Origin of the sequence: Pseudomonas sp. B14(2022) (assembly GCF_012030485.1) — a bacterium.
Classification (GTDB): Bacteria; Pseudomonadota; Gammaproteobacteria; order Pseudomonadales; family Pseudomonadaceae; genus Aquipseudomonas.
Genome location: NZ_JAAUVM010000002.1, coordinates 207,497 through 222,212 on the forward strand (window position 1 = coordinate 207,497; position 14,716 = coordinate 222,212).

The 14,716-nt window shown below is 61.7% G+C and carries 12 protein-coding genes and 2 pseudogenes; 9 read left to right on the forward strand and 5 right to left on the reverse strand.

Translation table 11 applies throughout. The annotated features are described in order from the left end of the window. Positions 1-43: 43 nt before the first annotated feature. Together HCF10_RS04405 and HCF10_RS04410 are read right to left on the reverse strand one after the other, a co-directional pair. The gene (locus tag HCF10_RS04405) at positions 44-811 is read right to left on the reverse strand and encodes a coniferyl-alcohol dehydrogenase (protein ID WP_167654957.1); all 768 of its coding nucleotides are present in this window, start codon (positions 809-811) and stop codon (positions 44-46) included. A gap of 57 nt (positions 812-868) precedes the next feature. After that, positions 869-2,344 carry a benzaldehyde dehydrogenase gene (locus HCF10_RS04410; protein ID WP_167654958.1) on the reverse strand — a complete coding sequence of 492 codons (1,476 nt, stop codon included), beginning with the start codon at positions 2,342-2,344 and terminating at the stop codon, positions 869-871. 270 nt (positions 2,345-2,614) lie between these two features. Between HCF10_RS04410 and HCF10_RS04415 the strand changes: the two genes are divergently transcribed. Further along, complete coding sequence (locus tag HCF10_RS04415; RefSeq protein ID WP_167654959.1) at positions 2,615-4,372, forward strand: sigma-54-dependent Fis family transcriptional regulator; 1,758 nt, start codon at positions 2,615-2,617, stop codon at positions 4,370-4,372. Positions 4,373-4,660: 288 nt separating this feature from the next. Continuing rightward, a pseudogene (locus HCF10_RS31145) lies at positions 4,661-4,837 on the forward strand (type II secretion system protein GspJ); the annotation flags it as partial. Here HCF10_RS31145 and HCF10_RS04425 read toward each other — a convergent pair. Next, positions 4,757-4,978, reverse strand: a pseudogene (locus HCF10_RS04425) (TetR/AcrR family transcriptional regulator); the annotation flags it as partial. The pseudogenes HCF10_RS31145 and HCF10_RS04425 sit on opposite strands and share 81 nt — an antisense overlap. A 99-nt stretch (positions 4,979-5,077) precedes the next feature. Then, a complete protein-coding gene (locus tag HCF10_RS04430; RefSeq protein WP_145337127.1) occupies positions 5,078-5,995 on the reverse strand; it encodes a LysR substrate-binding domain-containing protein in 918 nt (305 codons plus the stop codon). A gap of 186 nt (positions 5,996-6,181) precedes the next feature. Here HCF10_RS04430 and HCF10_RS04435 point away from each other — a divergent pair, with 186 nt between their 5' ends. The 7 genes from HCF10_RS04435 (at position 6,182) to HCF10_RS04465 (ending at position 14,220) form a co-directional block, all read left to right on the forward strand. Beyond that, complete coding sequence (locus tag HCF10_RS04435) at positions 6,182-7,702, forward strand: ABC transporter substrate-binding protein (protein ID WP_167654960.1); 1,521 nt, start codon at positions 6,182-6,184, stop codon at positions 7,700-7,702. A gap of 81 nt (positions 7,703-7,783) precedes the next feature. Beyond that, complete coding sequence (locus HCF10_RS04440; protein WP_131698875.1) at positions 7,784-8,701, forward strand: ABC transporter permease; 918 nt, start codon at positions 7,784-7,786, stop codon at positions 8,699-8,701. A 9-nt stretch (positions 8,702-8,710) separates the two neighbouring features. Further along, entirely contained in the window at positions 8,711-9,613 is a 903-nt protein-coding gene (locus tag HCF10_RS04445) for an ABC transporter permease (protein ID WP_131698876.1), read from the forward strand. Positions 9,614-9,645: 32 nt separating this feature from the next. Further along, complete coding sequence (locus HCF10_RS04450) at positions 9,646-10,662, forward strand: ABC transporter ATP-binding protein (protein ID WP_131698877.1); 1,017 nt, start codon at positions 9,646-9,648, stop codon at positions 10,660-10,662. Continuing rightward, positions 10,659-11,648 carry an ABC transporter ATP-binding protein gene (locus HCF10_RS04455; protein WP_131698878.1) on the forward strand — a complete coding sequence of 330 codons (990 nt, stop codon included), beginning with the start codon at positions 10,659-10,661 and terminating at the stop codon, positions 11,646-11,648. The genes HCF10_RS04450 and HCF10_RS04455 overlap by 4 nt, the downstream gene beginning before the upstream one ends. Next, entirely contained in the window at positions 11,645-13,069 is a 1,425-nt protein-coding gene (locus HCF10_RS04460) for a M20 family metallopeptidase (RefSeq protein ID WP_131698879.1), read from the forward strand. Before HCF10_RS04455 ends, HCF10_RS04460 begins: the two co-directional genes overlap by 4 nt. Further along, positions 13,066-14,220, forward strand: a complete 1,155-nt coding sequence (locus HCF10_RS04465; RefSeq protein ID WP_131698880.1) for a M20 family metallopeptidase — start codon at positions 13,066-13,068, stop codon at positions 14,218-14,220. Before HCF10_RS04460 ends, HCF10_RS04465 begins: the two co-directional genes overlap by 4 nt. 46 nt (positions 14,221-14,266) lie before the next feature. On the opposite strand, the gene HCF10_RS04470 is transcribed toward HCF10_RS04465, so the two are convergent. Further along, complete coding sequence (locus HCF10_RS04470; RefSeq protein ID WP_167654961.1) at positions 14,267-14,689, reverse strand: hypothetical protein; 423 nt, start codon at positions 14,687-14,689, stop codon at positions 14,267-14,269. Positions 14,690-14,716: the final 27 nt, after the last annotated feature.

Consider the following 14,716-nt stretch of genomic DNA (forward strand, 5'->3'; position numbering starts at 1 on the left):
CGGCACGGTGGATCCGCGCCGGGGTTTACCGCTGTTACAACCCTTACACGTAGGTCGCCGCCAACCCACCGTCCACCGGCAGATTGACGCCGTTGACCCAGCGCGCGTCGTCCGAGCAGAGGAAGGCAATCACCGCCGCCACCTCATCGGCCAGGGCTGGACGGGTCATGCGCTGGCTGTCCGCAGCCACCCGCTCCGGCCCGAGCATGCTGACGAAATCGCCGAGAATCGGGGTAAACACCGGCCCCGGCGCGACGCAGTTGATGCGCACCGAATGATCGCGAAACCAGCCTTGGGATTGCTGGAAGCTCCACACGATCAGCGCTTCCTTGAAGTACTGATAACAGCTGGCTTGCTCCACCGGATTGGCCGCCAGCCACTGCTGCCCGGCGTCGAAGCTTTGCGTCGCGGCCAGGGCCTTGTGCAGCTCCAGGCGTTGCGGCCATTGCGCGCCGAGCACCGAGGCGACATTGACGATGCTGCCGCCCGCCGGCATGCGTGGCAGCAGCGATTGGGTCAGGTGCCGCAACCCCAGGTAATTGACCGTGGCCACCGCTTGCACGGGCGCCGTACCGGGCACGCCGGCAATGTTGCACAGCCCGTCGAACCGCGCCGGCAGGCGTGCCACCAGGGCATCGATGCTGGCCGGATCGCCCAGGTCAGCCTGGAAGAAGCCATCCAGGGTCAGTTGCGGTTCATGGCGATCAACGCCGATCACCGTGGCGCCCTGGAAACGCGCGAGGCGCGCCAACTCGGCACCAATGCCGGAAGCGACACCGGTGACGATCAGGGTTTTGTTGTGCAGGTTCATGTTCAAGCCCTCTTATTTTTGTATAGGCATGGGTGGATCAAAACGATGAGCCAGGACTCAGAACGGATAGGCAGGCGGAGTGTTTTTCACCGTGACCCACTGCCACTGGCTGTACTCGTCCCAGTCGGCCGGCCCGCCTACGCTGCCGCCATTGCCGGAAGCGCCGCGCCCACCAAAGGGGTTGATGCATTCGTCGGCGACGGTCTGGTCATTGATGTGCAGCAGGCCGCAGTCAAGCCGCTCGCCGATGGCCATGGCACGCCCGACCGACGGTGAGATGATCGCGGCCGAGAGGCCGTACTCGGTGCGGTTGGCCAGCTCGATGGCCTCCTCGTCCGTGGCAAAACTGACCACCGTGGCCACCGGGCCGAAGATTTCATCCTCAAACGCGCGCATGCCCGGACGCACGCCACTGAGCACAGTGGGCTGGTAGAACAAGCGGTCATAGTCGCCGCCCGCCTCCAACCGCGCGCCCGCTTGCAGGCTGTCGCTGACGATCTCGTGCACGCGCTGCAATTGCCGTTGGTTGATCAATGGGCCGAGCGCGGCTTCACCGCGGGCGGCATTGCCCACGGTGAGCGCCCGGGCCTTGTCCACCAGCTTGCGCGTGAGGCGTTCGGCGATGGACTCATGGGCGAGGATCAAGCCGGTCGCCATACAGATTTGCCCCTGGTGCAGCCAGGCGCCCCAGGCGGCATTGCTCGCGGCCAGGTCGAGGTCGGCGTCTTCGAGAATGATCAGCGGGTTTTTGCCGCCCAGTTCCAGCGCGACTTTTTTCAGGTGTCGTCCGGCCACTTCGGCGACTTTGCGCCCCGCCGCCGTCGACCCGGTGAACGCAATCATCTGCACATTCGGATCGCGGCACAGCGCCTCCCCCGCCGGCGCGGCACCGGGCAATACCTGCAGCAGGCCCTTGGGCAAGCCCGCCTCTTCGAACAGCCGGGCGATCAGAAAACCACCGCTGACCGGCGTCTGCGGGTCGGGCTTGAGCACCACCGCATTGCCCGCCGCCAGGGCCGGTGCCACCGAGCGCAGCGACAGCACCAGCGGAAAATTGAACGGTGAAATCACCCCGACCACGCCGTGGGGCTGACGCCGGGCATAGGACAGGCGACCGGCCGCACTGGGCAGTACCAGCCCGTGAGGTTGGGACAACAGCCCCGCCGCTTGATGCAGCAGCACAATCGCCTCGCGCACTTCGTGTTCGCCTTTGAACAACGCGCCGCCGGTTTCCCGCGCGACGTACAGCGCCAGTTCGGCAAAGGACTGCTGGGCCAGGTCCGCCGCCTTGCGAAACACCTCGGCACGCTCCCGTGGGCCGAGTGCAGCCCAGGCCGGCTGGGCCAGGGCCGCGCTGCGGCAGGCGACGGCGATGTCGGCCGGGTTGGCCATGGCGCAGCGCATCAGGGGTTCGCCGGTGGCGGGTTCGATCACCGGGATCACGGATCCCGAAGCGGGTATCCAATCGCCGTTGAACAGGCATTCGGACCCAATGGCCCGCTGTAGAAAGTGGGTGGTTTCAGACACTGACATGGCAACTCCCGGTTCTTGTAATTGTCATCGCCTGCACAGGGTGCAAACGCCGCATCAAGCCTTGAGCAAAGGCTGTGCCGCTTGCACGCAACGTCGCTGACATAAAGCGTCGAGGGCTCTGGGACGGGGCCTCACACACACCGCCCATACCTCACCCGCCGATCGACTGCAAAAACCGGCGCTCTGCCACTTGTTCAATTGATAAGGTTATGTTTAATAACTATCTGAGCATTTACTCATATCGATCACTCGCTTTGCAGGGGCATAACAATGACTAATCCCCCCAGCGCGCTGCCCGACGACCGGGTGGCCATCGCGCCCTACCATCCGCGCGGCGACAGCCGCCAACTCAGTGAGAGCAGTTCGCCCACCCCGGCGGAACTGACCGACTGCCTGTTCTTCTCGCCCGAAGACGGACGTATCTGGCTCAACGATCAACGCATGGTGTTGCTGCACAGTTCGTCGTTCGGCGCCCTGCGCAGGGAGGTCATCGAGCGCCTGGGGCTGGAGCAGGCGCGTGGCCTGTTTACCCGCACCGGTTATGCCTCCGGCGCGCGGGATGCGCGGTTGATCCGCGAGCGCTGGCCACAGGCCGATGCCGCCGCGGTGTTTCGCGCCGGGACCCATTTGCACACCCTGGAAGGCATGACCAAGGTCGAACCGCTGCACTTCAAGTTCGATGCCGATTCGGGGTTCTATGAAGGCGAGTTCCTCTGGCACCACTCGTGCGAGGCCGATGAACATGTGGGCGCCTACGGCATCGGCCAGGACCCGGTGTGCTGGACTGAAACCGGCTATGCCATTGGTTTCGTCAGTGGCCTGTTCGGGCAAATGGTGATTTTCCGCGAAGTGGAATGCCGTGGCATGGGCCACCGCAGCTGCCGGGTAATCGGCAAGACGGCCGAGCAATGGGGTGACGTCGAGCAGGACCTGCGCTACCTGAATGTGTCCCAGGCCGTCACCAACGCCACGGTCGCGCCCACACCCGATCACCCGGTGAGCCACAGTGCCAGGGCCAACCCGCCACAAACACTGGTGGGGGCGAGTGCGGCCTTCAACGCCGCGACACAAGCCCTGCAACGCGTTGCACTGACCCCGGCAACGGTGTTGATCAGCGGTGAGTCGGGGGTGGGCAAGGAGATGTTTGCGCGCCAGTTGCACCAGCTCAGCCGCCGCCAGGACAGCCCGTTCGTGGCACTCAATTGCGCTGCCATTCCGGACAACCTGATCGAGGCCGAACTGTTCGGTGTCGAACGCGGCGCCTATACCGGCGCGACGCACTCGCGGCCTGGACGTTTCGAACGGGCCCAGGGCGGCACGCTGTTTCTGGACGAAATCACCAGCCTCAGCCTGGCCGGGCAAAGCAAGTTGCTGAGGGCCTTGCAGGAACGGGAAATCGAACGGGTCGGCGGGGTGCGCGGGATCAAGGTGGATGTGCGCGTGGTGGCCGCCACCAATATCGATCTGCGTAAAGCCGTGGCCGACGGCACCTTTCGTGAAGACCTGTTCTACCGCCTGAATGTCTACCCCATCGCCCTGCCACCGCTGCGCGAACGCCGGGACGACATCCCACTGTTGATCAATGCGTTCCTCACACGCTTCTGCCAGGAATACGCCCGAACCCCGATGGGCCTGACCATGCGCGCCCTGAAAGCGCTGCTGCGCTATGACTTCGCGGGCAATGTGCGCGAACTGCAAAACCTGATCGAACGCGGCCTGATCGCCAGTGACGAAGGCCAACCCATTGACCTCGTGCACCTGTTTCGCAACGAGCCTATGCCCGCCGATCCCTATGGCCTGGACGACCATGGCAGCCTGTCCAACAGCGCACCACCGCCGTGCCTGGCCCTGTTCGACACCCTTGGCCAACTGGAACCGGGGTTTTCCATCGAAGGCCTTGAATCGCGCCTGCTCAACGAAGCCCTGCAACGCAACGCCGGCAACCTGGCCGCCGCCGCCAGGCTTGTGGGGCTCAGCCGTGCACAATTTGCCTATCGGCTGAAGAAGCACCAGCGGCAAAGCCCTTGATGGGCAATTAGTGCCTTAAAAGCTTTGTTCAATTAAGTATTTTGCATGGGCATCCGGGTGACCAATGCCCGCTTATTTAACCGTGACAAGGATCTCCTGTGAGCGGACTGCGTGAACGTCAGAAAGCCGAACGCCGGCAAGCTATTGAAGAAACTCCCACTGGCTGAAGGGTGCGCGCATCCAGTTCTGCCACGTTACCCGGTGTTTCGGCTCGGCCGGGAAGCCCTGCATCAGCGCAGGTGCCACGCGGGTTGCACAGGACGACTCGTTGGCCTCGACGTAAAGAGTCGCCCCGCAGCCCTTCCCGAAAACGGCCTGCAACGGGTGCGCTGGTGGCTGGAGGGTGACACGCTGTACCGCGCCACATCAGCGGCCAGTGATCGATACCCGTTGCCGGCCCCCAAAAAAGCGGTGGCCGTCTTGTCCGGCATCAGTGAACTGCAGGTACGCCTTGGAAAACCCGATTGCTTTGGCCAGGTCGGAAACCGTAGTTTTGCTATAGCCGTATTGACTGAAGTGCTGATTGGCCGCCGCGACGATCTGGTTTCGGATCTCATGATCGGCGGGGCCACGGATGCTGGGGGAAGCTATTGATGTCTTGTTAATACGGCTAGCTTACGCATCCGAAAAGCGCTTGACAACGGATGACCGTTTTATACCTTCGTCACTAACTCGCAATGAGAAACAGCGAGCAGCCACCTCTTTTCAACGACGCTTCGCCTTCGTCAGCTCAGCGATCAGAAAATCCCTGAACGCAGAAACCGCCGCCGGTAGATTGCGCCCAGCCATGCTTTGCAGCTCGATGCGCCTTGCCTGCATGCCTTCATCAAGGATCGGCAAGCATTGCAACTGCTTGTCCGCCACCTGTTGGTGCAAGGTCATTTCGCTGGCCAGGCTGATGCCTCCCTCTTCACGGACGAAACTGTAGAGCGCGGCAACGTAATTGGTGGTCAATACCGGATCGAACAACAACCCCTGTACGCCGCAACAGATGTCGAACAGTTGCCGTATCGTAGTGTCAGCCTTGGGTAACGCAATGGGCCAGGGTTGCAACTCAGCGAGATTGACAGATTCACGCCCGGCCAAGGGATGGGCATTGGAGACCACGGCAAAAATCGCCCCGCTCAGGATATGTTCGACCTTGATTTCCTTTTGCGGCGTCAGGCTGAACGTCATCGCCAGATCGGCTTCACCGGAGCGAACCTTCTCGGTCGCTTCAGCGGGCGCACAGACCTCCAGCGTGAAATGAATACCCTGGTACTCACGCCTGAACGCGCTGATGCTCCTGGGCATGTATTCCAGGGCAAATCCTTCCGAGCAGGCAACATGCACATGGCCGCGTTGCAAGCCATGCAACTCGGTAATTTCCAGCACCACCTGCTCGGCCTCAAGTTGCGACTTACGCGCATAAGCCGCCAGTCGTGCCCCTGCCTCGCTGAGCACCATGCCGCGGGCACGACGCTCAAACAGGCTGGCATCCAGGGCCAGCTCAAGCTTGGAAATTTGTCGACTCACCGCTGATGCCGCCACATTCAGCCGCATTGAGGCCTCACTGATCGATCCGCATCGCGCGACTTCAAGAAAATAGCGCAGTGCCGTGGACTGCACGCCATACAGCTGCATCGGAGCCCCCATGGATTGCCTTTTCGGCAAAGGAAGTATCGAAATATTGTGCTTGTGGCATTGATAGCCCTTCCCTACATTCGTGTCCAGACCAAAAAAAACAGTGCCCGACCTTTTCCTCCTCCTTTACGCATTTGCGATTCGCTGCCCTTTGATTCAACCACTCTCGCCAACGGAGACGACGGCATGGGCATCAAAGGTTTCGCCTGCAGTATTGCGCTGATGGGCCTTATCAGCAGCTTTCCGGCGCATGCCGGCAAAGCCAACGACACCCTGGTTTACGCTTCCGACAGCGAGCCTGAAAACATCAGCCCCTATCACAACGATTTACGCGAAGGCGTGATTCTCGGCCGGCTGATCTGGGACAGCCTGATCTACCGCGACCCCAAAAGCGGCGAATACAAACCCATGCTGGCCACCAGCTGGAAGCAGGTCGACGACACCACCATCGACTTTGAGCTGCGCAAAGGCGTCAAATTTCACAACGGCGACGCCTTCACCGCCGACGACGTGGTGTTCACCCTCAACTACGTGGTGTCGCCCGAAGCGAAAGTCGTTACCGTGCAAAACGTAGACTGGATCAAGAGCGCCGAAAAAACCGGTGACTACAGCGTCCGCCTGTATTTGAAGAAGCCTTTCCCGCCGGCACTGGAATACCTGTCCAACGCCGTTCCGATGTTCCCCAAGCAGTACTTCGAGAAGGTCGGCCTGGCCGAATTCAGCCGCAAGCCAATGGGCACCGGGCCGTATAAAGCCGTGTCCGTGGTGGCGGGCGAAGGCGTGAGCATGGAGATCAACAAGGACTACTTCCCGGACAGCCCACAAGGTAAGCCCCATATCAGCCACCTCAAGTTCCGCGTGATCCCGGATGCAGAAACCCGCCTGGCCGAGTTGATGACCGAGGGTGTCGACTGGACCTGGCGTGTGACCTCGGATCAGGCGGTCGACCTCAAGGGTATGCCGAACCTGACCGTGACCAGTGGCGAAACCATGCGCATCGGTTTCCTGATTCTTGATGCACGCGGCACCTCCACTGAAAACTCACCGATGAAGAACCTCAAGGTGCGCCAGGCCATCAACCATGCGATCAACCGCAATGCGCTGGCCACGCAATTGGTGGGTGGCGAAGCCAAGCCTTTGCAGGTTGCCTGTTATCCAGGCCAGTTCGGTTGCGATACCACTGCGGCTACGGTCTACAACTATGACCCCGCCAAGGCCAAGGCGCTGCTCGCCGAAGCCGGTTACCCAAATGGCTTCGAGACAGAAATCTTCGCTTATCGCGACCGTGATTACGTCGAAGCCATCATCGGCAACCTGCGCGCAGTGGGCATCAACGCCAAGCTGCGCTACTTGAAGTACGCCGCCCTGCGCGATCAGCAACGTGGCGGCAAGGTGCCCATGTCGTTTCAGGCATGGGGCTCGTTCTCGATCCTCGACACCTCGGCGTCGGCCGGTACCTGGTTCAAGGGCAATCCGGACGACAACATCAAGGACCCACAAGTCCAGGGCTGGTTGCAGACCGCCGACAATGCCCTCGACCCGCAAGTGCGCAAGGACAACTACCGCAAGGCCTTGCAGCGCATCAGCGAACAGGCCTACTGGGCGCCGCTGTTCAACTACTCGATGAACTACGCCTACACCTCCGAACTTGCGTTCACGCCGTACCCGGATGAGCTGCCGCGTTTCGTCGAGTCCACGTGGAAGTAATACGTAACCGGGCGCACGGACTCTCGTGCGCCACGGATACATCCTCACACTTGTCATCCATTGGATATGAGGAAACTTGCCATGCTTGGATTCCTTCTGCGCCGCCTGGGCATCGCTGTTTGCGTTGCCATTACCGTGTCGGTGATCAGCTTTTCTCTTTTGCATCTGTCCGGCGATCTCGCCACTGCCATTGGCGGACCGGAAGCCACCAGCGAACAGATCGAGCAGATTCGCGTGCAGTACGGGTTGAACAAACCGCTGCCGACTCAGTACTTCAACTGGCTGGGCGATTTGCTACGGCTGGACCTGGGCAACTCGTTTTTCTTTCAGGAATCGGTCTACAACCTCGTCGCCAGCCGCTTGCCGATTACCCTGGGGCTGGGTGCCATGGCGCTGGGGATCGCCTTGCTGGTGGCCATTCCACTGGGCGTGTTGGCTGCGGTCAAACGCGACACCTGGATTGACCGGCTGGCCTTGAGCATCGCGGTGCTGGGTCAGGCAATGCCAAGTTTCTGGTTTGCGCTGATGCTGATCGTGGTGTTCGCGGTGACGCTCAAGTGGCTGCCGGTGTCCGGCAACTCGACCCTGCTGCACTTCGTCATGCCGGCCATTGCCCTGGGCTACTACGCGACGCCGGCAATCATGCGCCTGACCCGCGCCGGCATGCTTGATGTGCTCAGTTCCGATTACATCCGCACCGCCCGCGCCAAGGGCCTGCGCCCTGCCCGCGTGCTGTTCAAGCATGCACTGCGCAACGCCCTGATTCCGGTCGTCGCACTGGCGGCGGTGGAGTTCGGCTTCATGCTCGGCGGCTCGGTGGTGATCGAAACCGTGTTCTCCCTGCAGGGCATCGGGCAACTTGCCTGGGACGCTATCGCCCGTGACGACTTTCCGGTGGTACAGGCTGTGGTCCTGCTGATTGCAGTGATCTACATCATCCTCACGTTGCTGGCCGATGTGCTCAACGCACTGCTCGACCCGCGCATTCGTGTGCGCTAGGAGGACTACATGAGCATCCCCACTACCCTCGCGATCAATGACTACCTGCCACCACCGAGCAGCCTGAGCCGAGTTCTTGGCAAGAGCTTGCGTCATCGTGGTTTCGCCATCGGCGCGGTGTTGTTGCTGATCATCTTCGCGGGTGCACTGTTCGCGCCGTGGCTGGCACCTTACGACCCTTATGCGCAAGACGTGATGCTGCGCATGAAACCACCGGTATGGATGGCCAACGGCACCTGGGAATACGTGCTCGGCACCGACAAGCTGGGCCGTGACTACCTGTCGAGGCTGCTCTACGGCGCACGTATTTCGCTGTTCATCGGCATTGCAGCGGCGCTGATTTCCGGCTTTATCGGCACGGTCATGGGGCTGTTGGCAGGTTACTACGGCGGCAAGGTCGATGGGTTTATCAGCTACCTGATAACTACCCGGCTGGCGATGCCGGTGGTGATGGTCGCGCTGGCCTCGGCCTCGCTGATGGGCGGCTCATTGAAGGTGGTGATCGTGCTGCTCGGCTGCCTGTTATGGGATCGCTTCGCGGTGGTGGTCAGGGCCTCGGTGCAACAGATTCGCGATGCTGAATATGTCGCGTCGGCCCAGGCGCTCGGCTGCTCGACACTGCGCATCCTGGTGAGTGAAATCCTGCCCAATCTGGTCGGCGCACTGATCGTCGTCGCGACGCTGGAGATGGCCCACGCGATCCTGCTGGAGTCGGCCCTCTCATTCCTCGGGGTGGGCGTACAACCGCCAACGCCGTCCTGGGGTTTGATGATCGCGGAAGGCAAGCCCTACATGTTCTTTTCCCCGTGGGTCATCGCCATTCCCGGCGTCGCCCTGATGATTCTGGTGTTGGGCATCAACCTCGTCGGCGATGGCCTGCGCGACCTGATTCTGCCCGACGGCCGTAACTGATAGACCGCCGTAACTGATAGAGGGCACCGAACATGGCACTACTCCATGTGGAAAACCTGCGTGTGGACATCCCCATGGGCAACAGCCCGACGCCGGATGACACGCTGCATGCCGTACGCGGTCTGAATTTTGAAGTCGAGCGCGGTGAAATGCTGTGCATCGTCGGGGAGTCCGGCTGCGGCAAATCCCTGACTTCGCTGGCGTTGATGGACCTGTTGCCACGCAAGGCCAAACGCACCGCGTCCCGGCTGACGCTGGACGGCATCGACATGCTCGGCCAGAGCGAGCGGCGCATGTGCGACCTGCGCGGCAACCGCCTGGCGATGATCTTCCAGGAGCCGATGACCTCGCTGAACCCGGCCTACAGCATTGGCGATCAACTCAGCGAAGTACTGACTCAGCATCGCAAGGTCTCACGCAAGGAGGCCCTGGCGCGAGCCGCGCAGATGCTGGAGAAGGTCGGGATCAGCAATGCCACCGAGCGCTTGCGTCAGTATCCGCATCAGCTTTCCGGCGGGCTGCGCCAGCGGGTGATCATCGCCATGGCGTTGATGTGCGAACCGGACCTGATCATCGCTGATGAGCCCACCACGGCGCTGGACGTGACCATTCAAGCGCAGATCCTGCGCTTGATCCGCGACATTCAGAAAGAACTCGGCCTGGCGGTGATTTTCATCACCCACGACCTTGGACTGGTGGCACGGATCGCCGACCGGGTCGCCGTGATGTATGCCGGGGAAATCGTCGAAACCGCCCCTGCCCTGCAACTGTTCGAGAACCCGCAGCATCCGTACACCCGGGGTCTGCTGGCGAGTATTCCAATCCCTGGCCGGACCAAACCGGGTGAGGCGCTGGGTTCGATTCCAGGCCTGGTGCCGAGTCTGGTCGGCGAACAGCAAGGGTGTGCATTCCGCAATCGTTGCGGCCAGGCGATCCCGGCCTGCGCGCAAAACATCCCCGAAGTCGAACAGGACGGGCACATGGCGCGCTGCCTGCTCGCCGCCCCGGCCCCGGCACCGATTCGCCTTCAGGAGCGTGCAAGGTCATGAAAAAAGACATCGCTTTGGAGCTGTGTGACATCCGCCGCGAGTTTCGGATCAACACGGGCTTTTTCAAACCCGCCGCCACCCTGAAGGCCGTGGATGGTGTTTCCCTGCGCCTGATGCGTGGCGAGACCCTCGGTCTGGTGGGCGAGTCCGGTTGCGGCAAAAGTACCCTGGCCAAGATGCTGCTCGGTCTGTTGCCGCCCACCAGCGGCGATGTGCTGGTCAATGGCAAACACCTCGCGGCGACTGATCGCAAGGAAATGTCCCGGCGTATTCAGCCGATTTTCCAGGACCCGTATTCCTCGCTGAATCCACGCAAGACCCTGCGCGAAATCGTTACCCTGCCGCTGATCGTGCATGGCATCGGCAGCACCGCCGAGCGCCGCAGGAAGACCGAGGCGATGCTTGATGTGGTCGGCCTGCCCAAGCGGGTGATCGACAGCTACCCGAGCCAGCTGTCCGGCGGGCAACGCCAGCGGGTCGCGATTGCTCGAGCGCTGATCATGCGCCCTGACGTGTTGATCTGTGACGAGCCCACCTCAGCGCTGGATGTGTCGGTGCAGGCGCAGATCCTCAATCTGCTGCAGGACCTCAAGCGCGAATTCGGCCTGACCTATCTGCTGATCAGCCATAACCTGGCGGTCATCGAACACCTCGCCGACCGGGTCGCCGTGATGTACCTGGGGCGCATCGTCGAAGAACGCACGCGCGAATCGTTGTTCGCTCAACCCGGCCACCCTTATACCCGCGCCTTGCTGGATTCGGTGCTCACGCCCGATCCGCGCCTGGGCATTCCCGACATCGGTCTGCATGGCACCTTCCCCAACCCTATGTCACCGCCGTCCGGTTGCGCCTTCCATCCGCGCTGCCCGAGCTGCTTCGCTCCCTGCAAAACGGCCTACCCGGCCAACGGTCCGCTTATCGGCGGCAACGTGCGTTGCCACCTTCACGACACTTCTGCCCAAACACTGGAGCTTGTCCACTCATGAGTCGTTCACTGGCTATCAGCAACACCACAGCGCAATTCGACAACGGCGAATTCTTCAATCTGCTCCAACGCAGCGTCGCCTTGCACACCGAAAGCCAGGCAGCGGACAGCCAGCCCGAGCTGTATCGCTACCTCAATGAGTTCATCACCCCGCATGTCGAGGCGATGGGTTTCAGCGTCAAGATCCATGACAACCCGGTGGCAGAACGCGGCCCCTTCATGATCGCCACGCGCATTGAACACCCGGACCTGCCGACCGTGCTCAGCTACGGCCACGGTGATGTGGTGCGCGGCTATGAGGCGCAATGGCGCGAAGGACTGTCGCCGTGGCAAGTCATTGCCGAAGGCGATCGCTGGTACGGCCGCGGCACGGCGGATAACAAAGGCCAGCACCTGATCAACCTGACCGCCCTGGAACAAACGCTCAAGGCGCGCGATGGCAAGCTGGGTTTCAACGTCAAGCTGCTGCTGGAAATGGGCGAAGAAGAAGGCTCGCCGGGCTTGAATGCATTCTGTGCCGCGCACAGCAAAGAGCTTGCAGCGGATATTTTCATCGCCTCGGACGGCCCGCGCCTGGCGGCATCACGCCCGACGATTTTTCTCGGCTCACGCGGGGTGTTCAACTTCGAGCTGGTGGTCAATTTGCGTGAAGGCGCTCATCACTCCGGTAACTGGGGCGGGTTGCTGGCCAATCCAGGCATCATCCTGGCCAATGCCATCGCGAGCATGGTCGATGAACACGGTCGGGTGAAAGTTGCAGGCCTGATGCCCGAGACACTGCCGGAGCCGGTTCGACAGGCACTGGCCGATATTGCCGTTGGTGGCGGACCGGGCGATCCGGACATCGACGCCAACTGGGGTAACCCGACGCTTTCGCTGAGCGAAAAGGTGTTCGGCTGGAACACCCTCGACGTCATCGCCTTCAAGACCGGCAACCCAGACGCCCCGGTGCATGCGATTCCCGGCAAGGCTAACGCCCACTGCCATATCCGCTTCGTGGTCGACAGCGACTACACGACCTTTATCCCGGCGGTACGTACCCACCTGGATGCGCATGGCTTCAGCAATGTTGAGGTCAAGCAAAGCCGCATTGATGTGATGCATGCCACTCGGCTGGATCCGCAGAGCCCTTGGGTCGATTGGGCGCTCAGTTCCCTGGCACAGACCACCGGCAAAAAACCTGCGCTGCTGCCAAACCTCGGTGGCTCGCTGCCCAACGACGTGTTCGCGGACGTGCTCGGTTTGCCAACATTGTGGGTGCCGCACTCGTACCCGGCGTGCTCGCAACATGCGCCGAACGAGCACTTGCTGGCACCGGTGGTCAAGGAAAGCCTGCAAATCATGGCCGGGCTGTTCTGGGACCTGGGCAACGACGCGGCACGCCTGACGCGGGAACATCAGTTACGGGAGCAGGCGCAATGAGCGCCACGCCACAACAGGCCCTGGACTGGCTTGCTGACCAGCGCGAAGCCATGGAGGCGCTGCTGCAGCGTATCGTCGACACCGACTCCAACAGCTATGACAAGGCGGGCGTCGACGCTGTGGGCGCGCTGCTCGCGGCTGAACTGCAAGCCGACGGCATCCTGCTCAAGCACATGCCGGTCGAGGGTTTTGGTGACGTGCTGCTCGCCGAAGTGCCAGGCGATTCTGGAAAACCGGTGCTGTTGCTGGGCCATCGCGACACGGTGTTCCCCAAAGGCACCACCACGACTCGCGGCTACAGCCGCGACGCCAACCTCGCCTATGGCCCTGGTGTCGCCGACATGAAAGGCGGCCTGGTGCTCAATTGCTTCGCCCTCATGGCCCTCAAGCGCGCCGGCCGGTTGCCCTATCCGGTGCAGGTCCTGTACACCGGCGACGAAGAAATCGGCTCCGGCAGCGCCAGGCCCCATATCGAAAACGCCGCCCGTGCCGCCCGCGCCGTGCTCAATACCGAACCCGGCCGGGCCAGCGGCAACGTGGTCAGCGCACGCAAAGGCGGCGCTACGCTGATCATCGAAGTCAGCGGCCGCGCGGCGCATGCCGGGGTCAACCATGCCGACGGGGCCAGCGCCATCGAGGCCCTGGCCCGCAAGATCGTCAAGCTGCATGCCTTGACCGATTACCCGGCAGGCATCACCACTAACGTTGGGCTGATATCCGGCGGTACGTCGAGCAATACCGTCGCGCCCAGCGCCTGCGCGCGGCTGGACGTGCGCTTCATCGAACTCAAGCACTGGGATCGGATCTTCAGCGCAATCCAGGCCATCGTCGCCGAAGAAGAAGTGATCGGCACCCGCGCCGTCCTCAAGGAAGCGACGACCTTTCTACCGATGGAAGCACGCCACAGCGAACGACTGCTGCACCTCTACCAACAAAAAGCACTGGCGCTGGGCTTCAGCGTCGAAGGCGAATTCACCGGTGGTTGCGCCGACTCCGGCTTCACCGCCAGCTTGGGCGTTCCAACCCTGTGCGGGCTCGGTCCAGTGGGCGGCAAGGTCCACACTGAGCGTGAATACCTGGAACTGGACACCCTGGTGCCTCGCGCCCTGGCCCTGGTGGCGACCATTCTGGCGGTCGGCGACAGCGTTTGAGGTCATGGGTTTCTACGCGTCGCCGAGGTCAGGGGACCCGACAGGCTCACAGGCAGCTCCTGCCGCTGTCGGGTATCGCTTCAAGGTGGCGCGAATGGCTTACTCTGGCAAAGTTTTTGACCTGTTCTACTGCTGCAATGACCGAACATTCGGCCGTCCCGTCTGGCGCTATGGAGTAGATGCATCGTTTGCCCATGGAAAGGCCATGCAATAAATGTTCATCAAGTTCACCGAGCACTACAAAAGAACAGTCACTCTTGACCACTTGCACATCAACGCGCTTGCCATGCACGGTGTCCACCGTATCGACATGGAGCAGCGCAACATTGTCAAAACAGCTGAACCCTTGATGAATCAAGTCAATATGAACGCTATCAAGTCCGCACACGATGACCACGATGCGCGTGCAACTTGACGGCTCGCGCATCCACTTCATTGCGTTGGGACGACAATCGGCAGTTTGGCTCATAAGCGATGCCTTTATTGTTTCAACAGG

Excerpts from the sequence above, each read along its gene's own strand:
- HCF10_RS04450 (WP_131698877.1), top strand. The coding sequence starts at position 9,646 with ATGGCACTACTCCATGTGGAAAACCTGCGTGTGGACATCCCCATGGGC.
- HCF10_RS04465 (WP_131698880.1), top strand. The coding sequence starts at position 13,066 with ATGAGCGCCACGCCACAACAGGCCCTGGACTGGCTTGCTGACCAGCGC.
- HCF10_RS04445 (WP_131698876.1), top strand. The coding sequence starts at position 8,711 with ATGAGCATCCCCACTACCCTCGCGATCAATGACTACCTGCCACCACCG.
- HCF10_RS04470 (WP_167654961.1), bottom strand. The coding sequence starts at position 14,689 with ATGAGCCAAACTGCCGATTGTCGTCCCAACGCAATGAAGTGGATGCGC.
- HCF10_RS04435 (WP_167654960.1), top strand. The coding sequence starts at position 6,182 with ATGGGCATCAAAGGTTTCGCCTGCAGTATTGCGCTGATGGGCCTTATC.
- HCF10_RS04405 (WP_167654957.1), bottom strand. The coding sequence starts at position 811 with ATGAACCTGCACAACAAAACCCTGATCGTCACCGGTGTCGCTTCCGGC.
- HCF10_RS04410 (WP_167654958.1), bottom strand. The coding sequence starts at position 2,344 with ATGTCAGTGTCTGAAACCACCCACTTTCTACAGCGGGCCATTGGGTCC.
- HCF10_RS04430 (WP_145337127.1), bottom strand. The coding sequence starts at position 5,995 with ATGCAGCTGTATGGCGTGCAGTCCACGGCACTGCGCTATTTTCTTGAA.
- HCF10_RS04440 (WP_131698875.1), top strand. The coding sequence starts at position 7,784 with ATGCTTGGATTCCTTCTGCGCCGCCTGGGCATCGCTGTTTGCGTTGCC.
- HCF10_RS04460 (WP_131698879.1), top strand. The coding sequence starts at position 11,645 with ATGAGTCGTTCACTGGCTATCAGCAACACCACAGCGCAATTCGACAAC.
- HCF10_RS04455 (WP_131698878.1), top strand. The coding sequence starts at position 10,659 with ATGAAAAAAGACATCGCTTTGGAGCTGTGTGACATCCGCCGCGAGTTT.
- HCF10_RS04415 (WP_167654959.1), top strand. The coding sequence starts at position 2,615 with ATGACTAATCCCCCCAGCGCGCTGCCCGACGACCGGGTGGCCATCGCG.